The organism is Geobacillus sp. WSUCF-018B (assembly GCF_002809985.1).
GTDB lineage: Bacteria > Bacillota > Bacilli > Bacillales > Anoxybacillaceae > Geobacillus > Geobacillus thermophilus.
Genome location: NZ_PIJF01000005.1, coordinates 14281 through 38886, shown reverse-complemented (window position 1 = coordinate 38886; position 24606 = coordinate 14281). Strand labels below are relative to the sequence as shown.

Genomic DNA, 24606 nt, shown 5'->3' with positions numbered 1-24606 from the left:
AGTTCAGCGTCAATGGCGTTTAGCCCTTCCCATTTGTTGACGCTCCACATCGGGCCAAAATCGCCCGATCTGGCGGCGCTGCAAAACGTGCAGTCGCCATACGTCACCGTCCCGTCGCGGTTCGGGCAGTCAAACCTGCCGTCAAGGGCGACTTTGAACACGTTTTGGCCGAACGTTTGCCGCAAATGGCAGTTCCATGTGTGATACCGTTTTCCGTCGGCGGCATATGGAAATGGGATTGCGTTTGTCACGGCCGTTCTCTCCTTGTGCTGAAATGGCATCATCCTTGCATTGTACCACGGATGGCGGCAAAAAGCGACTGTTGCCAATCATTGACGTGATACAGATGAAAGCGTCGGCGCATAGTAAAGATGAGGGAACATCATGAAAAGAGGTGAGCGCATGGCGACAAGACAATCGGTGGAAGAATTTTTGCAGCGGTGCGAAGACGTCATCCGCTTTGCGAAAGAACAATATACGGAAGCGCAAAAGCAAGAGCACTACAACATCACGGAATACACAAACGCCCAGCAAATGCTTGAGCAGACAGTCAACGATTTGGCTCACTTGGCGCGAAGTTGCAACGCCCAGCAGCGCGAACAGCTGCATCGGATGCGGCTTCAGCTTGAGCAGCTGCAAAACGAGATGATCTTGCTTGACCGATGAAACAAGAGCTTTGCACGATGGCCGCTATCGAAGGTCCTGGTGCATAACAAGCGGATGTTGCCTGACCGGTGAAACGGAAAGCAACCGCAGGGCGGCTGTCTGCTTGATGGCGAACACAAGGAGGAACAAGGAATGAAGCGACGTCTGAAACAAACGAACCCGGAGCAAAAAACGCGCAACGGTCACAACAACAACGATTTGGAACTCGGCCAAGACTTTGATCCGGTGAAACTGGCGAAAAAACAGTATGAACAAACAGGTGGCCAGCCGGCCCGCTCCAAGCAGCGGAACGGGTGATGCGCCGCTGTCCGTGAGGGCGCCATGCCGCCCTCTTTTTTTTGATTGCTTTTTTTCGCTTTCCCACATACAATTAGTTTGGGAGTCGAAATAGCAGACGAAAAGGATGATGACCGATGCCCCGCGCTCTTTGGTGGCTGCTTGTCGGCATGGCGCTCAATGTCACAGGAGCGTCGTTTTTATGGCCGCTAAATACCATTTATTTGCATGAACAGCTCGGCCAGCCGCTCGCCGTAGCGGGAGCGGTGCTGATGCTCAACTCCGGCGGCAGCGTCATCGGCAGCTTGCTCGGTGGCATGTTGTTTGACCGGATCGGCGGGTTTCGCACGCTCGTGTCCGGAGCGTGCCTGACGATGGCGGCGCTTGCCGGTTTGGGCGTCTGGCATGGTTGGCCGCATTATGCCGTCTGGCTGGCGCTTGTCGGCATCGGCAACGGCGTCGTCTTTCCGGCGGCGTCGGCGTATGTCGGGGCGGTTTGGCCGGAAGGGGGACGGCGGGCATTCAACGCCTTGTATGTGGCGCAAAACATCGGCGTCGCCGCCGGCTCGGCGCTTGGCGGCGTTGTCGCCTCGCATTCGTTTGCGCTCGTGTTTTGGGCGAACGTTTGGCTGTATGCCGCTTTTTTGGCGACGGTCGTCATTGGGCTGCGGCGCATGCCGCTGCCGCCGCTGCGGAGAAAAGAGCGGAAGCGCCGAACGGGGGACGGGGCGCCCCGGGCGCACATCCGCGCCCTTGTCCTTCTTTGCGCCGGCTATGGATTATGCTGGATGAGCTACGTCCAATGGTCGACGACGATCGCCGCCTATACGCGCGAGCTTTCCATTCCGGTTCATCACTACAGCTTGCTTTGGACGATCAACGGCGCCTTGATCGTGCTCGGCCAGCCGCTGTTGGCGCCGTTGGTCCGCCGCTTTATGCCGGGGATGAAGCGGCAGATCGCCATCGGGTTCGCCGTTTTCACCATCTCGTTTGCGATATTGTTTGGCGCGGATTCACTTTTGCAATTTGCGACGTCGATGGTTGTGCTCACGATCGCCGAAATGATCGTCTGGCCGGCGATTCCGGCGGCGGTGAACGAGCTGGCGCCGCTGGGGAGAGCCGGGTTTTACCAAGGGATCGTCAACGGCACGGCCACGGCTGGACGGATGATCGGGCCGGTCCTCGGCGGGTGGGTCGCCGATGCGTTCGGAATGAAACCGCTCATCGGATTGCTTGTCGCCTTCGCTCTGCTGGCCGCCGGCTCGGCGCTCGTGTATGACCGGGGGCTGCCGAAGCGGGCGGAAAAGGCGGGGGAAAAAACGGCTGTGACCGTCTAGTTTTCCGCTTGCAATCGATCGACAAATTTTTTACAATAATAATAAATTTGTCATCATAAAGCGAACAACGGTGAAGAGGAATAGTAGCGGGCTTGATGGACGGCAGAGAGTTGACGGTCGGTGCGAGTCAACCGAAGTCAATCCGCGAACTCGCCTCGGAGTTGCCGGCGTGAACGGCTGCGGCCGATAACGCCGGCCGTGAATCTGCGTTAAGGAACAAAGCGGGTGCGCCGTTTGGCGCGCCAAAAAGGGTGGTACCGCGGGAAGCGCGCCTCTCGTCCCTTTGCTGTGGGGATGGGGGGTTTTTTTGTACATATTTTCGTCTATGATGCAAGTAGAACTGGATAGGAGGAGTGCTGAGATGAGCTTCAACCACCGCGAAATTGAACAAAAATGGCAGGACTATTGGGAGAAAAACAAAACGTTCCGCACGCCCGATGATGACGACAAGCCGAAGTTTTATGTGCTCGACATGTTCCCGTATCCGTCCGGCGCCGGCTTGCACGTCGGCCATCCGGAAGGATATACGGCAACCGACATTTTGGCGCGCATGAAGCGGATGCAAGGGTACAACGTCCTTCACCCGATGGGCTGGGACGCATTTGGGCTGCCGGCCGAGCAATATGCGCTTGACACCGGAAACGACCCGGCGGAGTTTACGCAAAAAAACATCGACAACTTCCGCCGGCAGATCAAATCGCTCGGGTTCTCATACGACTGGGACCGTGAAATCAACACGACCGACCCGAATTATTACAAATGGACGCAATGGATTTTCTTGAAGCTGTATGAAAAAGGGCTCGCCTACATGGATGAAGTGCCGGTCAACTGGTGCCCGGCGCTCGGCACCGTGCTGGCGAACGAGGAGGTCATCAACGGCCGGAGCGAGCGCGGCGGACATCCGGTCATTCGCAAGCCGATGCGGCAATGGGTGTTGAAAATCACCGCCTACGCCGACCGGCTGCTCGAAGACTTAGAAGAGCTCGACTGGCCGGAAAGCATTAAGGAAATGCAGCGCAACTGGATTGGCCGTTCGGAGGGAGCGGAAATCGAGTTCGCCGTCGACGGCCATGACGAAACGTTCACCGTCTTCACGACGCGGCCCGATACGCTGTTTGGCGCGACGTACACCGTCTTGGCGCCGGAGCATCCGCTCGTGGAAAAAATCACAACGCCGGAGCAAAAACCGGCCGTTGAGGCGTATTTGCAGGAAGTTGAGCGGAAAAGCGATCTTGAGCGCACCGATTTGGCGAAAGAAAAAACGGGCGTGTTCACCGGCGCGTACGCCATTCACCCGGTCACCGGCGATCGGCTTCCGATTTGGATCGCTGACTACGTCTTGATGGGCTACGGCACTGGGGCGATCATGGCCGTGCCGGCGCACGACGAGCGCGACTATGAATTCGCGAAAACATTCCACTTGCCGATCAAAGAAGTCGTTGCCGGCGGGAATATCGAAAAGGAAGCGTACACCGGAGATGGTGAGCATATCAACTCCGAGTTTTTAAACGGCTTGAACAAGCAGGAAGCGATCGACAAAATGATCGCCTGGCTTGAGGAGCATGGCAAAGGGCGGAAAAAAGTGTCGTACCGGCTGCGCGACTGGCTGTTCAGCCGCCAGCGCTACTGGGGCGAGCCGATTCCGATCATCCATTGGGAAGACGGCACGATGACGCCGGTGCCGGAAGAGGAATTGCCGCTTGTGTTGCCGAAAACGGATGAAATCCGTCCGTCGGGAACGGGCGAGTCGCCGCTGGCCAACATCGAAGAATGGGTCAATGTTGTCGACCCGAAAACCGGGAAAAAAGGGCGGCGCGAAACGAACACGATGCCGCAATGGGCTGGAAGCTGCTGGTATTATTTGCGCTACATCGACCCGCACAACGACAAGCAGCTCGCCGATCCGGAAAAGCTGAAAAAGTGGCTGCCGGTCGACGTCTACATCGGCGGGGCGGAGCACGCGGTCTTGCATTTGCTTTATGCCCGCTTCTGGCATAAGTTTCTTTATGACCTTGGCATCGTGCCGACGAAAGAACCGTTCCAAAAGCTGTTCAACCAAGGGATGATTTTAGGCGAAAACAACGAAAAAATGAGCAAATCAAAAGGCAATGTCGTCAACCCGGACGACATCATCGAAAGCCATGGGGCCGACACCTTGCGGCTGTATGAAATGTTCATGGGGCCGCTTGAGGCGTCGATCGCTTGGTCGACGAAAGGGCTTGACGGGGCGCGGCGCTTTCTCGACCGCGTCTGGAGGCTCTTTGTCACCGAGAATGGCGAACTGAACCCGAACATTGTCGACGAACCGGCAAACGATACGCTCGAGCGCATCTATCACCAAACGGTGAAAAAAGTGACGGAAGACTACGAATCCTTGCGCTTTAACACCGCCATTTCGCAGCTTATGGTGTTCATCAACGAAGCGTACAAAGCGGAGCAAATGAAAAAAGAATACATGGAAGGCTTCGTCAAGCTCTTGTCGCCGGTCTGCCCGCACATCGGCGAGGAGCTGTGGCAAAAGCTTGGCCACACGGACACGATCGCCTATGAACCGTGGCCGACGTATGATGAAACGAAGCTTGTGGAAGACGTCGTGGAAATCGTCGTGCAAATCAACGGCAAAGTGCGGTCGCGCTTGCACGTGCCAGTTGACTTGCCAAAAGAAGCGCTCGAGGAGCGGGCGCTCGCCGATGAAAAAATCAAAGAGCAGCTTGAGGGCAAAACCGTGCGCAAAGTGATCGCCGTCCCCGGCAAGCTCGTCAATATCGTCGCCAACTGATGATGAGGGCGGGCTTCGGCCCGCTCCCTATCCACCAACGAAAGGGGTCGATCTGCCATGGAAGAGATCAAGGAAATCACGCCGGCTGAAGTGAAAGAAAAACTCGAACGCGGGGAAAAGCTGAACATTGTCGATGTGCGCGAAGACGAGGAAGTCGCCCTCGGCATGATCCCCGGCGCCAAACATATTAAAATGGGCGACATCCCCGATCGGCTTGAGGAATTCGACCGCAACGAAGAATATATTTTCGTCTGCCGCTCCGGACGGCGGAGCGAAAACGTCTGCCGCTACTTGCAAGAGCTTGGCTATCGCGTCCGCAACATGACGGGCGGCATGCTCGAGTGGGAAGGCGAAACAGTGCCGAAGCGATAAGCGCTTCCGGCTCAAAGAACAGGGCATGGCGGCGGGCCGTCATCCAAGTGATCCCGTTTTTGTCGAGACCAAAACGACGGAACGTGTCAGCGGATGGGAAATGGATCCATCCGAACGGCCCCGTTCAGTCAAGAGGCAGAGGAATGGCTGGCTGCCGCGGGCCTTTTCATGCGTCGGCGGCTTGCGCTTCCCCGGTCCGCTTGCGGGGTAGGAGCGAAAAAGCGTCCCAGCTTTTTGGGGCGCTTTTTCCATTTTGTTTTAGTACCAAAGTGTGATGCAAGAAAAAAAAGTATTGGAAGTTTTTTGGGCTTTTATATTATTGTCAAGAAAAATATGACGACGCCTTGCATTGTTATCAAAAGGCAGAAGAGTTGTTGAAGGGGGAATGGAAAACGAGCGGGGAGGAGGCCGATTTGGCTTACTTGTCGGCGCTTGCATAAAGATCAATCGTTTTTTCGCTTGGCAGCTTCGCTGTCGGTCGTGTTTCACTTTGGCTGTTTTGTCGCAGGCCGACGTATTCCTCGTATTATGGCTACTACTATTTGCAAGACAATACGCGCGGCAGCGGCATTTTTACGTATGACGGACGAAACCGCACCGTTTTGCCCGGCAGCTTATGGGCCGATGTCGACAACCAATTTTTCGCCAGCTATGACGCGGCGGCCGTGGACGCCCATTATTACGCCGGTGTCGTGTATGATTACTACAAAAATGTGCACGGCCGGCTGAGCTATGACGGCAGCAACGCCGCCATCCGTTCGACCGTCCATTACGGCCGCGGCTACAACAACGCGTTTTGGAACGGTTCGCAAATGGTGTACGGCGATGGCGACGGACAGACGTTTTTGCCGTTTTCCGGCGGCATTGACGTCGTTGGGCATGAGCTGACCCATGCGGTGACGGATTATACGGCCGGGCTTGTTTACCAAAACGAATCCGGCGCCATCAATGAAGCGATGTCCGATATTTTCGGCACGCTCGTGGAGTTCTACGCCAACCGCAACCCGGACTGGGAGATCGGCGAAGACATTTACACGCCGGGAATTGCCGGCGACGCGCTTCGCTCCATGTCGGATCCGGCGAAATACGGCGATCCGGATCATTATTCCAAACGGTACACCGGCACACAAGACAATGGAGGAGTCCATACAAACAGCGGCATCATCAATAAAGCGGCGTACTTGCTCAGCCAAGGCGGCGTCCATTACGGCGTAAGCGTCACCGGCATTGGCCGCGACAAAATGGGGAAAATTTTCTACCGGGCGCTTGTCTACTATTTGACGCCGACGTCGAACTTCAGCCAGCTGCGCGCCGCCTGCGTGCAAGCGGCCGCTGATTTGTACGGGTCGACAAGCCAAGAAGTCAACTCGGTGAAACAGGCGTTCAATGCGGTTGGAGTGTATTAAGACGAGTCAACTACCCCCACTTAGCTAACGCTTGAAGCGGGGGCTTGCAACTCCCCAGAAGTGCGAACGGACTTCGTCCTCCTTCCTTGACTTGGGGTTGCATCAGGGGCAGGTTGACGACTACCCAACGACATAGGTCATGCCTATATCGCTACCGAGTGGCTCGGCATGTCTGTAGGCAGTACTTGACTTCCACGCACAACAGACGGATGTACGCTCGATGTTTTACGGTTGCAACGTTTCCTGCAACCAACTCCCTACATCGAGTAACGGGGATTGGAGTGCCTTGATTCAACGGTTTTCTCCACATTCTTATTCTATCATATACAAAAGAAAGGAGGAAGGGCGATTCCTCCCCGACTTTCGCTCTCGCTTAGAAGTCGGGGTCCCCTCGCCAAAGATGATGAAGTTTCTGACGTCACGCGTCCCGCTGTTCGAGGGCGCGTGACGCCTTTTGTGGGCAGGATTTTCCCTAAATGCGTGGAAAAGGAAAAAGAAAACGGGGGAATGGCGATGTACAAAGTGAAAGTGTTTGATAAAGAGCATGAAAAAGATTTGGAAGCGGCGGTCAATGATTTTTTAGCCCGATTGAAAGACGGACAGTTGATCGATGTCAAGTACAGTGTGGCGGCGATGGAATCGGAAGGCGAGCAAATCTACTGTTTTTCCGCCATGGTCATTTACCGGACTTGACACTTCACACGGCTCCAGACTGCGGGATTCTTTGGCCGTTTTCGTGCTGATCCCCCCAAAGCGGGCGACGCTTTTTTCGTTGCGGCATTTCCATTTCAGGCGGCGAAATTTTGCGATCGCCCGCCTTGAAGACGGGCGTTGTCGGAATGTCAGCGAACGCCCCGGAGCACCCGAGGGGCATGAGGACGGCGGTCAATTCGTTGCTGTCTGCCCCGCGGAGCCGCTCGCCCCGTTTTTTTCCGCCAATGCATAGCGGGCGGCGTTCACGCCGGCGAGCCGCCCGGTGACAAGGGCGGCGGTGATGTTGTAGCCGCCCGTGTAGCCGTGAATGTCCAAAATTTCCCCACAAAAGTAAAGGCCGGCCATGCATTTGGAGGCCATTGTTTTCGGCTCAATTTCTTTGACCGACACGCCGCCGCCGGTGACGAATGCTTTCTCAAGCGGCAGCGTGCCGTGGACGTAAAAGGTAAATTGTTTGCACTGTCGGACAAACGCCCGCAGCTCCTCATGGCCGACCGTGCCGGCAGAGGCGTGCGGGTCGATGCCGGCACGCTCGAGCAAAAAGACGGCGTACCGCTCGGGAAGCACCGTTTTGGCGATCGTTTTCATCGCCTTTTTCGGCTCCTCTTTGCACAGCTTGGCGAACTGTTGAAACAGCTCTTCCTGCGTCACGTCCGGAAGCGCGTCGATGCTCATTTTGACCGCGCCGTCCGCCGCTTTTTTCAACGCCTTAACGACAAACTGGCTGCAGCGGAGAGCAGCTGGGCCGGAAATGCCGAAGTGCGTAAACAGCATATCCATCCGGTGGGTGATGATCGGTTTGCCATTCGGCTTTAAGACGCTTAACGCGACGTCGCGCAGCGACAAGCCTTGCAGCGTCCGCTCTCGGATGAACGGCTCATGCGAGACGATCGGAACTTCGGTTGGAAACAGTTCGGTCACCGTGTGACCCGCTTTTTCCGCCCACGGATAGCCGTCGCCTGTTGAGCCGGTTTGCGGCACCGATTTGCCGCCGACGGCGACGACAACCGCACGGGCGTGGATCGTCTCCCCGCTTTTCAGCGTGACACCGACTGTTTTTCCTTGTTCATACAACACGTCCGCCACTGGCGATTCAAGTCGAACATCGACGCCAAGGCGCGACAATTCGCGAACAAGCGCGTCGACGACCGACTGGGCGCTGTCGCTTTTGGGAAACATGCGGCCGTGGTCTTCCTCCTTGAGCGGCACGCCGAGCCGCTCAAAAAAGCGGATGATGTCTTCATTGTTAAATACGGAAAAGGCGCTGTATAAAAAGCGGCCGTTGCCGGGAATATGGCGGACCATTTCATCCACCGGCAGCCGATTCGTCACGTTGCAGCGTCCGCCGCCGGAGATGGCGAGCTTGCGCCCGAGCTTCGTTCCTTTTTCCAACAAGAGCACCTTCGCCCCTTCTTCGCCGGCGCCGATGGCCGCCATGAGCCCGGACGGACCGCCGCCGATGATGATGACGTCGTATCCCATGTTCATTCCACCCTTTCTTTCTGCGCGTGGCCGATATTTTTCGTTCCATTGACAACTATGGTAAAATAGATACGTTGTCATTTTCAACGTCCATGGCTAGGGAAGGGGTCATATGTCAACATCGAAACTGCTGCGCGGCACGTTTATTTTAACGGCTGGCGTGATGATTTCTCGCCTTCTTGGTTTATTTTACGTCATCCCGTTTTACCATCTTGTCGGCGAGCGCGGCGGGGCGCTGTACGGATACGGCTATGTGCCGTACCAAATTTTTTTGAGCTTGGCGACCGGCGGGCTGCCGGTGGCGGTGTCAAAGTTTGTGTCGAAATACAACGCGCTTGGGGAATACGGCGTCGGCTATCGGCTCTTTCGCTCCGGCCTTGTCTTGATGATCGCAAGCGGCATCGCCTCATGGCTCATTTTGTACGCCCTGGCGCCCATCTTGGCGCCGCACGTCATCGATGCGAAAACGAACGTCAACTCGGTCGACGACGTCACGGCCGTCATCCGCGCGGTCAGCTTTGCGCTCCTCATCGTGCCGGTGATGAGCTTGATCCGCGGATTTTTCCAAGGACATGAGTCGATGGGCCCGACGGCGTTGTCGCAAGTCGTCGAGCAAATCGTTCGCATCGCCTTTTTGCTTGGGGCTTGCTATGTCATTTTGCGCGTTTGGGACGGCTCGATCGTCTCCGCTGTGAGCGCGGCGACGTTTGCCGCCTTTGTCGGCGCCATCGGAGGGCTGCTGGTGCTTGTGGTGTATTGGTGGAAACGGCGGCCGCATTTGCGCTCGCTTCTTGAGCAGGACCGCGGCAAAGCGGACGTATCGCTTTTGGCGATGTACAAAGAGCTGCTTCTGTCGTCCATTCCGTTTGTGTTTGTCGGCTTGTCGATGTCGCTGTACCAGCTCGTCGATCAGTTTACGTTCAATCACGCGATGGCGGCGGCGGGCCGCGGGAACATCTCGGAGCACGCGTATTCCGTGTTCAACATGTGGGCGCAAAAGCTCGTCATCATACCAGTGACGCTCGCGACCTCGTTCAGCTTGGCGCTCATCCCGACGATTACGAAAGCGTATGTCGCGCAAGATCGGAAAGCGCTGCGGCAATATTTGAACCAGACGTTTCAAGTGCTCATGTTTTTAACGCTCCCGGCGGTGATTGGCATGGCGGTGCTTGCAGGGCCGGTGTACAGCTCGTTTTACAGCTATGATCCGCTTGGTGAACAAGTGTTGCGCTGGTATGCGCCGGCGGCGATTTTGTACGCATTGTTTTCCGTGACGGCCGCCATCATGCAAGGCATCAACGAGCAGCGGTTTACGGTCGTCAGTTTGGCTGCCGGCTTGCTTGTGAAGCTTTTGCTCAACACGCCGCTCATTATGAAATGGTCGGCCGCCGGGGCCATTGTGGCCACGATGGCGGGCTATTTCGTCTCGGTGGCGTTCAACTTATGGGTCATTCAGCGCCGCACGCGCTACCGCTATCGGTTTGTCGCCCGCCGGACGGCGTTTATGGCCATCCTGACGGCGGCGATGTCAGCGGCGGTTATGGGGGTCGAGGCGTTGGCGTCCCGATGGATCGATTACCGCGCCGGCACCGCTGAATCGGTGGGCGCTGTTTCCATCGGCGCAGCGGTCGGGGCGGCCGTCTACTTGTTTCTCAGCATCCGCTCCGGGTTGTTTTCGGCGCTGTTTGGCGACCGGTTTGCGTTTTGGCGCCGGAAAGAGAAAAAGGCGGTATCGTAGACGAGGGTGTATGGGGGATCGGCCGTTGACCGGACGGCCGTTTCCTAGAAGCGGCTCGTTTAGGCCGGGAGCCCGGCGGACGGCGCTTCTTGCGAACGTCGCGGCGCCCGAGCGAAAGGGTTCGACGACGGCTGTTTTTCGCCCTCCCCCATGCCGTTCGGCTTGCGGCAAAAAAAGAAGAAGGCGGTCGTCCCCGCCTTCTTTCTCCATTTCGCTTACGACAGGCCGAGCCGGCGTTCGATGCGATCGAGGCGGCTTTCCACCCGGTCGAGCCGGCGGTCGAGCCGTTCGACGGCCCGCTCAAGCCGTTCGATGCGCCGCGCCCAGTTGGCGAATGGCCCGCCTGGGTATCCGGGCCAAAATTGGCTGGCTGGCGGCTGTTGACGGTAATCATCCAACGTTGGGACATAATAGTAATATTCATTCATCGGCAAATCCCCCTTCTTGATGTTTCCTTCACAGTGTATGGGGGGAAGGCGGAAGCGGACTAGATGAACGCCTAATGAAGGCCATATTTTTAGGAGGGAGATTTGTGGAGCTGCGCATTGACAAGCTGCTCGCCCATATGGGGTATGGGACGAGGAAGGAAGTGAAAAAGCTGCTCAAGTCCGGAGCGGTGAAAGTGGACGGCGCGCCGGTTCGTGATGCGAAAACGAAAGTGCGGCCGGATGAGCAAATCGTGACCGTTTGGGGAGAAACGGTCGAGTACAAGCCATTCATTTACTTGATGATGAATAAGCCTTCGGGGGTCGTTTCCGCGACGGAAGATGCCGTGGAAGAGACGGTCGTCGATTTGCTTGAAGAAGAAGACCGGGCATTTTCCCCGTTTCCGGTCGGGCGGCTTGACAAAGATACGGAAGGGCTGCTGCTCTTGACGAATGACGGCCAGCTCGCCCATCAGCTGTTGTCGCCGAAAAAACACGTGCCGAAAACGTATTTTGCCGTCGTGGACGGGGAAGTGACGGAAGCGGATGTCGCGGCGTTTCAGCGCGGCGTCGTCCTTGATGACGGCTATGAAACAAAGCCAGCCAAGCTCGTTGTGTTGAAATCCGGCCTTCGTTCCGATGTCGAGGTGACGATCACCGAAGGGAAGTTCCATCAAGTGAAGCGGATGTTTCAAGCGGTCGGCAAGCGGGTCGTCTATTTAAAACGAATTCAAATGGGGCCGCTGCCGCTTGACCCGGATTTGGCGGTCGGTGAGTATCGGGAATTGACGGACGAAGAGGTGGACATGTTGAAGCAATACCGGCCAGAGACGGACGAAAAAAAAGGAACCTGACGCGGTTCCTTTTTTATGGAAAAATAGTGGATATTCATCTGTGGAAAAATGGTTCGCGTTCATCTCCCATCTTGCCTACCCTATTGGCACCGGGTTTACGAAGAGATGCGCACTTTTTTGTTTGTGGTCGTCCATTTGCCCTTGCTTGGGCTGCGAACGAGATCGTTGTACATAAGCACGTTTAAGTCGCGCTGGATCGTTCGTGGGGTGGTGCCGAACTCATCAACAAGCTCTTGGGTCGTAACCGTTCCTTTTTCGCTAATGTACATATACACGGATTTGATGCGGGTAAGCATCCGATGTGTTGAAGGTTTCAAAAGACCACTCCCTATCTTAGCATCATTCGCATGGCACAACCGACCGCTAGCAGATGAGAGATGTCTTTGTCTGTTTACTACCATTGTACACGAAATGAGAGGGAAAATGCTACCCGGTTGCCTCTATTCACGAAAAATTTCAACATTTTGTCATGAAATGGAAATCGATTTGCAACGAATGAAACATTTTGACTTCCTGTTTTTGATATGATACGTTGGCAACAAAGGGTGTTGAATAAGGAAAGGAAGAAGGGCGTTGAACATCGACTGGATGAACGAAGCGAAGAAACGAAAAGACGATCTTGTCCGCGACGTGCAAGCGCTTGTCCGCATTCCGAGCGTCCGCGATGACGGCGGGGCGAAACCGGGGGCGCCGTTTGGCCCGAAGGTGGCGGAGGCGCTCGATTACATGTTAACTCGCGGTCAAGAAGAAGGATTTCGCATTAAAAACGTCGACGGCTATGCCGGTCATATCGAAATGGGAGAAGGGGAGAAGCTCATCGGCGTGCTCGGCCATCTGGACGTCGTGCCGGCAGGGGACGGCTGGTCCGTTGATCCGTTTGCTGCTGAGGTCAAGGATGGCTGCCTTTACGGGCGCGGGGCGATCGATGACAAAGGGCCGACCGTCGCGGCGTTTTACGCCTTGAAAATCGTCAAAGAACTCGGCTTGCCGCTCCGCAAGCGGGTGCGGCTTATCCTCGGCGGCGACGAGGAAAGCGATTGGCGTTGCGTCGCTCATTATTTTCAGCGGGAAGAAATGCCGGATGTCGGGTTTGCGCCGGATGCTGATTTTCCGATCATTCATGCCGAAAAAGGAATCATTGACGCCGATTTGTCGTACCGCCCGCCTGAATCGGCGGAGGCGGAAGGGCTCGCGCTTGCCTCATTCCAAGCCGGGCGCCGCTACAATATGGTGCCGGATGCGGCCGAAGCGGTGGTGGAAGGAGCGGGACGGACGGAGGAGCTGCTTGGCCTCTATGAACAGTTTTGCCGAGAGCGCGGCGTAAAGGGGAGCATCAGGCAAAGCGAAGGGGCCGTCGTCTTTCAATTGGAAGGGATGTCCGCTCATGGCGCCGAGCCGGAGCGCGGCAAAAACGCCGGCGTCTATTTGGCGCAGTTTTTGGCGTCGCTTCCGCTCGATGGCCGAAGCCGGCCGTTCGTTCAGTTTGTGACCTCCGCCTTTTTCGGCGATGCCCGCGGCCGGCGGCTCGGCCTTGCGTATCGGGACGAACAAAGCGGCGACTTGACCGTCAACGTCGGGGTGCTGTCGTATGACCGGCGGCATGGCGGAACGATTGGGCTGAACATCCGCTATCCGGTGACGGCCGACGGCGACGCGATCCGCCGGACGCTCGCCGGCGCTGCGGCTGAACATGGATTCGCGCTCAGCCGTTTCAGCGATACGAAGCCTCATTATATCGATCCGAGCCACGAGCTTGTCCGCACGCTTCAGCGCGTCTACGAAGAGCAGACGGGCGAGCCGGCCCGGCTTTTGGCCATCGGCGGCGGCACATACGCCCGCGCCTTGACCGCCGGGGTGGCGTTTGGCGCGTTGTTTCCGGGCCGTCCGGATGTCGCCCACCAGAAAGATGAGTATATCGAAATCGACGATTTGGTGAAAGCGACCGCCATTTACGCGCAGGCGATCTACGAGCTGGCGAAATAAACGGCGGTCCGCCGCTCCGGCGAAAAAGAGAGCGGGGCGGGCGTTGTTTTCACGAAAGGGGAGACGGGATGGAAGCGGCGTTCAAACGGGGGGCGGCAGCGCGAAAAACGGTGTTTCCGCTCTTTTACTTTCTCATCTTTTTTGCTTTTGGCGCGTTGTTTCCGCTTTTGTCGGTCTATTTGCAGGAAGAGGCGCGCCTTTCGGGGGCGGCGATCGGCTGGATCATGTCGCTTCCTCCGATCGTGACGATGGCGGCCCAGCCGCTTTGGGGCACGGCGGCCGATTACACGCGCAAACCGGTCGGCCTTTTGCTGGCAGCGCTCGTGCTGGCGGCGCTGTTTGGGGTCATGTATGCGCTCGCCGGCAGCTATCGGCTGTTTGTTGTGCTCACCGTGCTGCTGTCAGCGATGCAAAGCGCCATCGTTCCGCTTTCCGACAGCCTCGCCCTTCGCCATGTGCACGAACAGGGAGGAAACTACGGGGCGATCCGGCTTTGGGGATCGATCGGGTTTGCCGCGGCCGTGTTGGTTGTCGGATGGCTGTCCGATCATGTCGCGTTTGCGGTCATTTTTTACGCCTTTTCGTTGGCGCTGCTCACCGCGGCGGCTTTGGCCACCCGCCTGCCGCGCTATCCGATGGGGGCGCCGGGGGCGCTGACGCGGCAGGACGTGCGCGGGCTGCTGGCGTCCCGCCCGTTTCGGCTGCTGCTTGTGGCGACGTTTTTATTGTTTGGCCCGATTTTGGCCAACAACTCGTATTTCGGGCTGCTCATTCATGAGCTGGGCGGGACGTTAACTGGCATCGGCCTCGCCTTTTTGTTTGCCGCCGGCAGCGAGGCGCCGTTTATGAAAGCGGCGGATCGGCTCATCGGCCGCTTCGGCATGGTGCGGCTTCTTCTATTGGCGGCGCTCATCTCGGCAGTCCGCTGGTTGTCGTATGCGGTCGACCCGCCGCTTTGGTTTGTGTATGCAACGGCGGTCGTCCAAGGCTGCTCCGTAGGTCTGGCGATTCCGACGGCGCTTCAATATGCGCGCCGCTTGGCGCCGGAGCGGGTGCAGGCGACGGCGGTGGCGTTATACTCAGCGGTCGGCAACGGCCTTGGCGCGTGGTTTTGCACGTTGGTGGGCGGATATTTGTTTGAGCGTTGGCAGATCGGCGCTGTCTACTTGTTTTTTAGCATCTGCACGATCGTGGGTGTGCTCGTGCTCCTTTTGCTCGCAAAACGAGAACGAACGGCAGGTGAAGAGAAGTGAAACGAAGCCATTATTTTATCGCTGTTCCGCTGACGTCTGAAGCGAAACAAGCCATTGCCCGATTTTCGGGGGATGCGTCGTCATCGCTGCCGTTTCGCACATGGGTGCATGAAGAGGATTATCATATCACCCTCGCGTTTTTAGGCGATGTGCCGCCGGGGAAAATGGCGCCGCTGTGCGAAGCGATGGCCGCCGTCGCCGCCAAAAGCGCCCCGTTTTCCCTCGCGCTTGCCGGACTGGGGACGTTCGGGGAGCGGACGGCGCCGCGCATTTTTTGGCAAGGGGTGAAAGAGGAGGCTGCGTTGAACGAGCTGCGACGCGATGTGTATGAAGCGTGCCTTGCGCTCGGCTTTTCCCTCGACCGGCGGCCGTTTGCCCCGCATATTACGATCGCCCGCAAATGGCAGGGCGAGGCGCCGTTTCAGCCGGAGGCGCTCCGTTCGCTTCCAGCCGCTTCGACGGTGTTTTCGGTGCCGGAAATCGTGCTGTACCGGACGAATATGGAGAAAACGCCGAAATACGAGACGATCGCCGCGTTCCCGTTGCTTGGCGCGCCGGACGGCCGGAGCGGGTGAAGGCATGGGGCAGCTTTTGAAGCTGCGGGATTATATTTCCCGCTATGAAACGGATGTGTATCATTATGTGCCGGAGTTTATCCGGCTGAAACAATGGCAATGGGAGCAGGCGAAAGCGCGTTGGGAGGCGGAGCGGGACGCCGATGGCGCGCGGCGGGAACCGGGAGAAACGTGGGACTTTTTGCTTGACAAGCCGTCATGGTGGGAGCGGCTCATCGGCCGCTGGCGCCGCGGCCCGGAGCCGGAGATGGACGAAGAACGGCCGCCCGCCCCGTCTTTGAGCCGGGCGGCCACCCTCGATGAGCTGAAGCGGCAGTTTCTTGACGATTTGTTTGAGCTCCAGCTGAGATGGGCGAGTTCAACGATGACGCACATCTCTTTTGTGGATGAAGCATGGTACGGCGATGAAAGGTTGAAATATTTTTTGCAGCGGTTTCCGGACACCTATTTATGTTTTTACCGGCCAGTCGCGGCAGCCGGCAAGGCGGCCGTCGAGCTTGAGACGATTTTGTTGACGCCGGCGGCCGCTTGGTGCCTCGCGTTTGTCGAAGGGGAGCCGGACAACGTCGTCATCGCCTCCACCGGCCGGTTTTGGGTGGAACGCGCCGGAGCGGACACAGTGAAGCGGGTCAACCCGGTTATCTCGCTGCGGCGGACGGAAGGAATCGTTTCGGACATTTTCCGCCGGCACGGTGTGGAGTGGCCGATCCATCTGGCGGTTGTCAACCGCTATGGCTACATTGACAGTGGCCATCTCTTTCCATTTGTCCGCTATATCGATAAGCGAAACTATGAATCATGGTTTTCCCGCCTGCGCGGCTCGGCCCTGCCGCTTCGGCACGGGCAGCTGAAGGCGGCTGAAGCACTGCTCAGGCATTGCATCAGCTTTTCGAGCCGCCGTTATGACGGGAATAGCGGCGTTGATGAGTGGCAACAATAGAATCATGTGTGCATCGATGGGGCGACCGGCCGTTTTTTTGGCACCGCCCTTTTTCTTTTGCGTATGATAGTACTAACGGGAGGCAAAAAAAGGAGGTGAACCGCGATGCTTCACATCAGCCGAACGTTTGCCGCCTATTTGGACGAGATCGATCAAATAACAGTGATCGTGCCGAAAGCGCGCTGCCTCGACAACATGGAGCCGTTTGTGATGACGGCGCCCAGCGGAGAAGACATCCCGCTTGTGGTGCAACAAAAGGAGGACTTGGGCGATGCGGTCAAATATGTGTGCCGGTTTTCGGTGCCGTTTCAATTTGGAGAGACGCATTGGATTCGCGCCCGCTCCGGGGAGGATTCCGATGTGCAAATCGGGGCGGTGGTGCGGACGGCAGCGTTTGATGACCAGTTTTTTTACGACGGAAAGCTTGGCGTGGAGTATGCGAAAGAGCAGACGATCTTCCGCGTTTGGGCGCCGACGGCCACTGCCGTGAGCGTCAAGCTCGTCCATCCAGACCATGGCGATGTCCGCTATGTGCCGCTTGTGCGCGGGGAGCGCGGCGTCTGGTCAGCGGCCGTCCCCGGGGACTGGGAGCGGGCGCGCTATATGTATGTCGCCTGCATCAACCGCGTCTGGCGCGAGGCGGTTGACCCGTATGCGACCGCTGTCTCGGTCAACGGAGAGTATGGCGTGATCGTAGATTGGGAAAAAACGAAGCTGGCCAAGCCTGCTCCGCCGCTTCCGCCATGCCCGTCGCCGACCGATGCCGTCATTTACGAGCTGAGCATCCGCGATTTTACGAGCCATCCCGACAGCGGCGCCGTCTGGAAAGGAAAATACCTCGGGTTGACGGAGGAACATACGCGCGGGCCGAACGGGACCGTCACCGGGCTTTCCTATTTGAAGGAGCTGGGCGTCACCCATGTCCAGCTCATGCCGTTTGCCGATTTCGCCGGGGTCGATGAGCGCGATCCACAAGCGGCCTACAACTGGGGATACAATCCACTTCATCTATATGCGCCGGAAGGAAGCTATGCCACCGATCCGCATGACCCATACGCGCGCATTGTCGAGCTGAAGCAGGCGATCCGCGCGCTGCAGGAGAACGGCTTGCGCGTCGTGATGGACGCGGTGTACAACCATGTGTACGACCGGGAGCAGTCGCCGCTTGAGAAGCTTGTTCCCGGCTATTACTTCCGCTATGACGCCTACGGCTGGCCGGCCAACGGCACCGGCGTCGGCAACGATATCGCCTCCGAGCGGCGGATGGCGCGCCGCTGGATTGTCGATTCAGTGGTGTTTTGGGCGAAAGAGTACGGCATAAACGGGTTTCGTTTTGATTTGATGGGCGTGCATGATATCGAAACGATGAAGTCGGTGCGCGACGCCCTCGATGCGGTCGACCCGTCCATTCTCGTCTATGGGGAAGGCTGGGACTTGCCGACGCCGCTCGCTCCGGAGCAAAAAGCGACGATGGCAAACGCCAAGCGGCTGCCGCGCCTTGCCTATTTCAATGACCGGTTCCGCGATGCGGCCAAAGGCAGCACCTTCTATTTGCCGGACCGCGGGTTCGCTCTTGGCGACTCCGCCGGCCGCGAGCAGGTCAAAACGGCGATCGCCGGCAGCCTGCAGGCGTTCGGCGGTCTGTTTTGCCATCCGCTTCAATCGGTCAACTATGTCGAATGCCATGACAACCATACATTTTGGGACAAAATGGAGGCCGCCAACGGCCATGAACCGGAATGGCTTCGTCGTAAACGGCAAAAATTGGCGACTGCAATCGTTCTGTTGGCGCAAGGCATCCCGTTTTTGCACAGCGGCCAAGAGTTTTATCGGACGAAAGGCGGCGACGAAAACAGCTACCGGTCGCCCGATGCGGTCAACCGGCTCGACTGGGAGCGGAAAAGCCGCTATGAAGACGATGTCCGCTACATCCAAGGATTGATCGCCATCCGCCGGGCGCACGGCGCGTTCCGCCTAGCGACCGAAGTCGATGTGCAGCGCCATTTGACGTTTCTCGAACCAACCCCGCCATCGGTCATCGCCTATTGGCTGCGCGATGTCGCCCTTTACGGACCGTGGACGGACATTGTCGTCATTCACCATAACGAGGAAACTGGGGTAGTCATCGCCCTTCCGGATGACGGGGAATGGCACGTTGTATGCGACGGAGAGCAAAGCGGGACCGTCCCTCTTCGGCAAGTGCGCCGCTTTTTGGACGCGGACGGCATCGGCACATGGGTGCTCGTCAAAACGGGCGCGGCCGCGGATGTGGAAAACGGAAAATGAAGCCGGACGGCATGACAGCGGCCCCGCCGTTTTTTCGCCTTGGCGGATGAAGGATGGAAGCTTTAGGAGGTTTGTTTGGCAAGAAAAATGTTTGCATGCCGGGGTTGTATTTCAGTATAATACAAGTAACATGGACGGAAGCAGGACGCGGGATGGCCGTCCTTTTTATTTGTACTTTAAGTCGCAGGTGAACATGCTTTGGAACAGTTACTAGGTAAGGAGTGGGCGATCACTCCGGCTGGCGGTGCAACAGGGGATGCGTATTTTGCGGAATATGAGGGGAAGAAGCTGTTTTTGAAACGGAATTCTTCCCCGTTTCTTGCCGTGCTGTCTGCCGAGGGCATCGTCCCGAAGCTCGTATGGACGAAACGGCTGGAAAACGGCGATGTGTTTACGGCTCAGCAATGGCTGAACGGGCGGGAACTGAAGCCGCATGAAATGAAGAGCGGGCAGGTGGCGGCGCTGCTGAAGAAAATTCACGGCTCGAAAGAACTCGTGACGATGCTTCAGCGGCTTGGCAAAACGCCGCTGCACCCGAAGGCGATGTTCGCTGCGCTCGCTGAGCAGCAGAGGCGCCATCCGCTCGGTTCGGCGGCCGTTTCCGAAGCGCTCGGCTGGCTTGAGCTGCGCGTCCCGCTCCTGCCGGCTGATCAATATGTCGTTTGCCACTGTGACATCAATCATAACAATTGGCTGCTTGCCGATGACGGCACGTTGTACTTGATCGATTGGGATGGGGCGGTCATTGCGGATCCGGCCATTGACATCGGCACACTGCTTCATCTATACATTCCACGCGCCGAATGGGAAGCGTGGCTGCGCGAGTATGGGTTGGCGTGGACGGAGGAGCTTGGCCTCCGCCTGAAGTGGTATACGATCGCCCATACGCTTTACTCGCTGTTTTGGCCGAAGGGAAAGGACTGGAAAAAAGAAAAGGAGCGGTCGCTCCAGTTTTTGCACCGTGTGTTGTCCGACCCGCTTTGACGTGCACCGAAGCGGCAGCGCAAAGCGCGGCGGTTTGGCGCCGCCCCCCTGTTCAGGAGAGCTCGTTCACCCAGTCGGCGAGCTGGCTTTGATGAGCGGAAATGTGGGCGCTTAAATCGGCGCTGTATTTTCCGCCTTGGCCGTAGGCGTAAATGTTCGGAAGAATTTGCTTGACATGGGCGTTCACTTCGCTATTGGCAAGCAGCGACTTTACAAGCCGCTCAATTTGTTCACATTCGGAGACGGTTCCGCAGCAATCAACCTGATGTTCGGATAAAATATCGCGGAGCACGGTCAATTGGTCGTTATGGTCGAGCGGCATGTCGATCACCATCCTTCAAGCAAAGCTGTACGTTGTTAATATGCCCGGGCGCAGCAGCGTTTATGCCCGGGCGTTTGCTTCTTTGGGCGCGACTATGATATCGTCAAACTGACAAATTCAACGAGGCAGAGGTGTCCGTATGCGTTTGCGCAACAAACCGTGGGCGAAAGACAAAATCGCCGCTTATCCGCATTACGTCATTCCCGACCCGGAAGCGAGGCGTGGGCGATGGCGCGAACTGTTCGGCAACGAGCGGCCGATCCATATTGAAATCGGCACGGGGAAAGGGAAATTTATCACCGAAATGGCGAAGCTTCATCCCGATCTCAATTTCATTGGCATCGAGCTGTATCCGAGCGTGCTCGTATCAGCGCTTGACAAGCTGATTGAGAGCGAGCTGCCGAACGTGCGGCTGCTCAATGCCAATGCGAAAGACCTCGGCACATTTTTTGCCGACGGGGAAGTCTCCCGCATTTATTTGAATTTTTCCGATCCGTGGCCAAAAAAGCGGCACGAGAAGCGGCGGCTTACATATCGGGATTTTTTGGCGCTTTATGAGCGCATTTTAACGGAAGACGGCGACATTCATTTGAAAACGGACAACCAGTCGTTTTTTGAATACTCGCTCGTCAGCTTGTCGCAATACGGCTTTGTGCTCGCGGCGGTTCAGCTCGATTTGCATCGGAGCGATGTCGAAGGCAATGTGATGACCGAATACGAGGAGAAGTTTTCCGCTAAAGGCAACCGCATTTACCGCTGCGAGGCGGTGCGCCCGCGGCGGGCGTAGCCGCAAACGGAAGAGCCCCAACAGGCGGGGCTCTTTTTTGTTTTACGAAAAGCCGACAGGGGCGGACGCTGCGCTGCCGCGACCAAGAGGGCACGATGCCGGCCCAGTCTGCGAACATCAAAGCGGATGAGCGTTTCCGGCCTTACAAAAAAAGGCGGTGTCCCAAAAGGATCGGGACACCCCCTTTCGTTTTTATATATACCCCGATCGCTTCTTCCGCGCTATATTTTGTGTCTATCCTGAAGACAGACAGCCTTTTGGGTCAGCCCCGCTCAAACGGAAACATGTTGCACCACACCGATTTTCATCCCGTTTTTGGTCATCGATATGATCGTCGGCTCAAACAGAAAAATGTTGAACCGCACCGGTTCGCCCACGGAACACCGCCGTTTTCCCCATCGGTTTAGAACGGAACGGCGGGGCGGTTTTTTTCTTTCTCGATTATGAAGAAAATGGTACACTAAGGAAGGGGGAGATGGACATGGAACAGCTGAAAATCGGGCAAATCATCTTGACGTGGCTGAACGGAGGCGTCACTCACCTGGACGGCGGGGCGATGTTTGGCGTCGTTCCGAAGCCGCTTTGGTCGAAAAAGTATCCGCCAAACGACAACAACCAGATTGAGCTGCGCACCGACCCGATTTTGGTTGAAGCGGGCGGCAAGCGGCTGCTCATTGAGTCCGGCATCGGCAACGGCAAGCTGACCGACAAACAAAAGCGCAACTTCGGCGTCACCGAAGAATCGTCGCTCGATGAATCGCTTGCCGCGCTTGGGCTTGCGCGCTGCGACATTGACATTGTCATCATGACGCATCTTCATTTTGACCATGCGTGCGGCTTGACAGTGTGGGAAGACGGGCGGCTCGTGCCGGCGTTTCCGCGGGCGGCGGTCATCGTGTCGGATGTTGAGTGGGATGAGATGCGAAACCCGAACATTCGTTCGCGCAATACGTATTGGAAAGAAAACTGGGAACCGATCGCCGAACAAGTCGTTCCGTTTGCGAAAGAGACCGAAGTCGTTCCGGGAATCCGCCTTATACATACCGGCGGCCACAGCGCCGGCCATGCGATCGTGGTGATTGAATCAGACGGGGAGATGGCGATTCATCTTGGCGATTTGCTCGGGACGCACGCCCATCAAAACGTGCTTTGGGTGATGGCGTACGACGACTACCCGATGGATTCCATTTTTGCCAAACAGCGATGGCTCCCGTACGGCATGGAGCGAAACGCCTGGTTTACGTTTTACCACGACGCTTATTACCGGGCGGTGAAATGGCAGGCGGACGGCGCGATCGCCGCAGCGGTGAAGCGGAACCGGCCGCCGCTATAACGGTTTGGCCTCGATGACCGCGCCGGTGTAGGCGTTGACGAAAAATTCCGCGTCCCCGTCATCGCGGCAAACGCCGCCGCGGTAAACAGTGTACGTCAACCCGTTTTTCTCATACTGCTCCGGCGCAACTTGAATCCATGAACCGCGAATGGGGAGCGGTCCGCCGAGCGCGCGTTTCGCCATCGCGAGCGCTTGTTCCGGCGCGAGAAGCGTCGGCTTTGCGGCGGCGCGGACGGCGCAGATGGCGGCGGCGCCCACTGCGGCGCCAACGATCCATTTTTTCCAAGCCATGCGTTCGGTCCTCCTTTTGCCTTGATACGGTTTAGTATAGCCGATTTTGGCGAAATAGGTAAGCAGAACGGGAAAAGGAACTGAAAACAGAAAGGAGATAGGCGATGAATGAAGAAACGCTCCAATTGTTTCAGACGTTGACCGAGCTGCCGGGGGCGCCGGGCTATGAACATCCGGTGCGCCAGTTTATGCGCCAAGAGCTGGCGAAGTATGCCGATGAAGTGGTGCAAGACCGGCTCGGCAGCGTTTTCGGCGTCAAGCGCGGCGACGAAACCGGCCCGACGGTGATGGTCGCCGGTCATATGGATGAGGTCGGGTTTATGGTGACGGCGATCACCGACAACGGCATGATCCGCTTTCAAACGCTCGGCAGCTGGTGGAACCAAGTGCTGCTCGCCCAGCGCGTGCAAATTATCACGGACAACGGGCCGGTCATCGGCGTCATCGGCTCGATTCCGCCGCACCTGCTTGATGAAGAGCAGCGCAATAAGCCGATGGACCTGAAAAACATGCTCATTGACATCGGTGCGGAAAGCCGCGACGACGCGGAGCGCATCGGCATTCGCCCCGGCCAACCGATCGTGCCGGTCAGCCCGTTTACGCCGTTGGCGAACGGGAAGACGGTGATGGCGAAGGCGTGGGACAACCGGTTTGGCTGCGGGTTGGCGATTGAACTGCTGAAAGAGCTCCAAGGCGCTGCGCTGCCGAACGTCCTGTACGCCGGCGCGACTGTGCAGGAAGAAGTCGGGCTGCGCGGGGCGCAGACGGCGGCCACGATGATCAATCCGGACATCTTCTTCGCCCTTGAGGCGAGCCCGGCGAACGATATGACCGGCGACAAGCAGGCGTTTGGCCATATCGGGAAAGGAGCGCTCGTCCGTCTGTACGACCGGACGATGATCACGCACCGCGGCATGCGCGAATTTGTGCTCGATACGGCCGAGTCGCTTGATGTGCCGTACCAATTTTTCATTTCCCCGGGCGGGGGGACAGACGCCGGGCGAGTCCATGTCGCCAACCGCGGCGTGCCATCGGCGGTGATCGGCATTTGCGCCCGCTACATTCATACGCATGCGGCGATCATTCATGTCGACGATTATGCGGCGGCGAAAGCACTCATCGTCGAGCTCGTGAAACGGTGCGACCGGGCGACGGTTGAGGCGATCCGCCAAAACAGCTAGGCAAAGAGAAACGAACGGCAGAGCGGAACAAAAGGAGGGGGAGAAGCGGCAGCTTCTCCTTTTCCATGCGAAGGAGGGACAATGATGAAAACTGTTGCGGTCGGAACGAAAAACGAAGCGAAAGTTGCCGCCGTCCGCGCGGTGTTCGCCGCGCCGTCGTGGCGCCTTGTGCCGCTGGACGTGCCCTCCGGCGTCTCCGTCCAGCCGCTGTCCGATGAAGAAACGCGGCTTGGGGCGATGAACCGCGCCAAACGGGCGCTGGACGCGGCAGGAGCGGAGATCGGCATCGGGTTGGAAGGCGGTGTGATGCGGATCGACGGGCAATGGTGGCTGTGCAATTGGGGGGCGTTGGCCGACCGAAGCGGCCTTGTTCTCACCGCGGCGGGTGCGCGCCTTGCCCTGCCTCCGGAGATCGGCGCCGGACTTGAAGCAGGAAGAGAACTCGGCGAGGTGATGGAGGAATATACGGGGCGGCGGAACATTCGCGCGAACGAAGGGGCGGTCGGCGTGCTGACGAACGGGCGCATCAAGCGTGCGGCGATGTTTTCCCACATCGTCGAGCTGCTGGCCGGCCACTATGAGTTTTTTTGCCAAAACGGACCGTTCACGGTATGATAAAAGG

23 protein-coding genes, 2 pseudogenes and 1 other annotated feature are annotated in these 24606 nt (G+C 57.5%); of the genes and pseudogenes, 19 read left to right on the top strand and 6 right to left on the bottom strand.

All coding sequences use genetic code 11. The features are described 5' to 3' along the window. Positions 1 to 56: 56 nt before the first annotated feature. Positions 57 to 281, bottom strand: a pseudogene (locus tag CV944_RS02790) (hypothetical protein); the annotation flags it as partial. 121 nt (positions 282 to 402) lie between these two features. Between CV944_RS02790 and CV944_RS02785 the strand changes: the two are divergent. The 7 genes and pseudogenes from CV944_RS02785 to CV944_RS02745 all read left to right on the top strand — a co-directional run bounded on the left by CV944_RS02785 (position 403) and on the right by CV944_RS02745 (position 7529). Next, entirely contained in the window at positions 403 to 666 is a 264-nt protein-coding gene (locus CV944_RS02785; protein ID WP_033009819.1) for a YtzC family protein, read from the top strand. 132 nt (positions 667 to 798) lie between these two features. After that, a complete protein-coding gene (locus CV944_RS02780) occupies positions 799 to 963 on the top strand; it encodes a hypothetical protein (RefSeq protein ID WP_033009817.1) in 165 nt (54 codons plus the stop codon). 116 nt (positions 964 to 1079) lie between these two features. Further along, on the top strand, positions 1080 to 2279 hold the full coding sequence (locus CV944_RS02775) for an MDR family MFS transporter (RefSeq protein WP_063329857.1): 1200 nt from the start codon (positions 1080 to 1082) through the stop codon (positions 2277 to 2279). A 61-nt stretch (positions 2280 to 2340) separates the two neighbouring features. After that, positions 2341 to 2565 (top strand) — a binding site (T-box leader). 75 nt (positions 2566 to 2640) lie between these two features. After that, a complete protein-coding gene (gene leuS / locus CV944_RS02770) occupies positions 2641 to 5058 on the top strand; it encodes a leucine--tRNA ligase (RefSeq protein ID WP_100659382.1) in 2418 nt (805 codons plus the stop codon). Positions 5059 to 5115: 57 nt separating this feature from the next. Continuing rightward, positions 5116 to 5430: a rhodanese-like domain-containing protein gene (locus CV944_RS02765; RefSeq protein ID WP_013144427.1), complete on the top strand. Its 315-nt coding sequence runs from the start codon at positions 5116 to 5118 to the stop codon at positions 5428 to 5430. Between the two features lie 536 nt (positions 5431 to 5966). Continuing rightward, positions 5967 to 6836 (top strand): annotated as a pseudogene (locus tag CV944_RS02755) (M4 family metallopeptidase); the annotation flags it as partial. 513 nt (positions 6837 to 7349) lie between these two features. Then, positions 7350 to 7529, top strand: coding sequence for a sporulation protein Cse60 (locus CV944_RS02745; RefSeq protein ID WP_008880941.1), 180 nt, complete (start codon positions 7350 to 7352; stop codon positions 7527 to 7529). 192 nt (positions 7530 to 7721) lie between these two features. Here the strand turns inward: CV944_RS02745 and CV944_RS02735 are convergent, their stop codons facing one another. After that, positions 7722 to 9032 carry a BaiN/RdsA family NAD(P)/FAD-dependent oxidoreductase gene (locus CV944_RS02735; protein ID WP_094239107.1) on the bottom strand — a complete coding sequence of 437 codons (1311 nt, stop codon included), beginning with the start codon at positions 9030 to 9032 and terminating at the stop codon, positions 7722 to 7724. A gap of 112 nt (positions 9033 to 9144) precedes the next feature. Between CV944_RS02735 and CV944_RS02730 the strand changes: the two genes are divergently transcribed. Further along, the gene (locus CV944_RS02730) at positions 9145 to 10770 is read left to right on the top strand and encodes a putative polysaccharide biosynthesis protein (protein WP_100663805.1); all 1626 of its coding nucleotides are present in this window, start codon (positions 9145 to 9147) and stop codon (positions 10768 to 10770) included. 215 nt (positions 10771 to 10985) lie between these two features. Here CV944_RS02730 and CV944_RS02725 read toward each other — a convergent pair whose 3' ends face one another. Next, entirely contained in the window at positions 10986 to 11198 is a 213-nt protein-coding gene (locus tag CV944_RS02725; RefSeq protein ID WP_011232307.1) for a hypothetical protein, read from the bottom strand. Between the two features lie 104 nt (positions 11199 to 11302). Between CV944_RS02725 and CV944_RS02720 the strand changes: the two genes are divergently transcribed. Continuing rightward, positions 11303 to 12049, top strand: coding sequence for a pseudouridine synthase (locus tag CV944_RS02720; protein WP_033009804.1), 747 nt, complete (start codon positions 11303 to 11305; stop codon positions 12047 to 12049). 95 nt (positions 12050 to 12144) lie between these two features. Here the strand turns inward: CV944_RS02720 and CV944_RS02715 are convergent, their stop codons facing one another. Then, a complete protein-coding gene (locus CV944_RS02715; RefSeq protein WP_008880936.1) occupies positions 12145 to 12366 on the bottom strand; it encodes a DeoR family transcriptional regulator in 222 nt (73 codons plus the stop codon). A gap of 256 nt (positions 12367 to 12622) precedes the next feature. Here CV944_RS02715 and pepV point away from each other — a divergent pair, with 256 nt between their 5' ends. From pepV to CV944_RS02685, 6 genes are all read left to right on the top strand, one after another. Then, positions 12623 to 14032 (top strand): dipeptidase PepV, encoded by a 1410-nt coding sequence (gene pepV / locus CV944_RS02710; RefSeq protein ID WP_100659387.1) that lies wholly within the window; start codon positions 12623 to 12625, stop codon positions 14030 to 14032. A gap of 68 nt (positions 14033 to 14100) precedes the next feature. Next, positions 14101 to 15285 (top strand): maltose permease, encoded by a 1185-nt coding sequence (malA, locus tag CV944_RS02705; RefSeq protein ID WP_100659388.1) that lies wholly within the window; start codon positions 14101 to 14103, stop codon positions 15283 to 15285. Then, on the top strand, positions 15282 to 15860 hold the full coding sequence (gene thpR / locus CV944_RS02700) for an RNA 2',3'-cyclic phosphodiesterase (RefSeq protein WP_049626118.1): 579 nt from the start codon (positions 15282 to 15284) through the stop codon (positions 15858 to 15860). Before malA ends, thpR begins: the two co-directional genes overlap by 4 nt. Positions 15861 to 15864: 4 nt before the next feature. Further along, complete coding sequence (locus CV944_RS02695) at positions 15865 to 16800, top strand: hypothetical protein (RefSeq protein WP_047818889.1); 936 nt, start codon at positions 15865 to 15867, stop codon at positions 16798 to 16800. Positions 16801 to 16905: 105 nt separating this feature from the next. After that, positions 16906 to 19086, top strand: coding sequence for a type I pullulanase (pulA, locus tag CV944_RS02690; protein WP_100659389.1), 2181 nt, complete (start codon positions 16906 to 16908; stop codon positions 19084 to 19086). A 198-nt stretch (positions 19087 to 19284) separates the two neighbouring features. After that, the gene (locus CV944_RS02685) at positions 19285 to 20070 is read left to right on the top strand and encodes a phosphotransferase family protein (RefSeq protein WP_033009796.1); all 786 of its coding nucleotides are present in this window, start codon (positions 19285 to 19287) and stop codon (positions 20068 to 20070) included. Between the two features lie 52 nt (positions 20071 to 20122). Here CV944_RS02685 and CV944_RS02680 read toward each other — a convergent pair whose 3' ends face one another. Then, positions 20123 to 20392: a YtzH-like family protein gene (locus CV944_RS02680; RefSeq protein ID WP_100659390.1), complete on the bottom strand. Its 270-nt coding sequence runs from the start codon at positions 20390 to 20392 to the stop codon at positions 20123 to 20125. Between the two features lie 139 nt (positions 20393 to 20531). On the opposite strand from CV944_RS02680, the gene trmB reads away from it, so the two are divergent. Further along, a complete protein-coding gene (gene trmB, locus CV944_RS02675; protein ID WP_033009793.1) occupies positions 20532 to 21179 on the top strand; it encodes a tRNA (guanosine(46)-N7)-methyltransferase TrmB in 648 nt (215 codons plus the stop codon). Positions 21180 to 21660: 481 nt separating this feature from the next. After that, entirely contained in the window at positions 21661 to 22512 is an 852-nt protein-coding gene (locus CV944_RS02670; protein WP_100659391.1) for a YtnP family quorum-quenching lactonase, read from the top strand. Here CV944_RS02670 and CV944_RS02665 read toward each other — a convergent pair. Then, complete coding sequence (locus CV944_RS02665) at positions 22507 to 22803, bottom strand: PepSY domain-containing protein (protein ID WP_049625016.1); 297 nt, start codon at positions 22801 to 22803, stop codon at positions 22507 to 22509. The genes CV944_RS02670 and CV944_RS02665 overlap by 6 nt on opposite strands. 104 nt (positions 22804 to 22907) lie before the next feature. Here CV944_RS02665 and CV944_RS02660 point away from each other — a divergent pair, with 104 nt between their 5' ends. Together CV944_RS02660 and CV944_RS02655 are read left to right on the top strand one after the other, a co-directional pair. Beyond that, positions 22908 to 23984: a M42 family metallopeptidase gene (locus CV944_RS02660; protein WP_100659392.1), complete on the top strand. Its 1077-nt coding sequence runs from the start codon at positions 22908 to 22910 to the stop codon at positions 23982 to 23984. 84 nt (positions 23985 to 24068) lie between these two features. Continuing rightward, positions 24069 to 24599, top strand: a complete 531-nt coding sequence (locus tag CV944_RS02655; protein ID WP_033009790.1) for a DUF84 family protein — start codon at positions 24069 to 24071, stop codon at positions 24597 to 24599. The last annotated feature ends 7 nt before the right edge of the window (positions 24600 to 24606 follow it).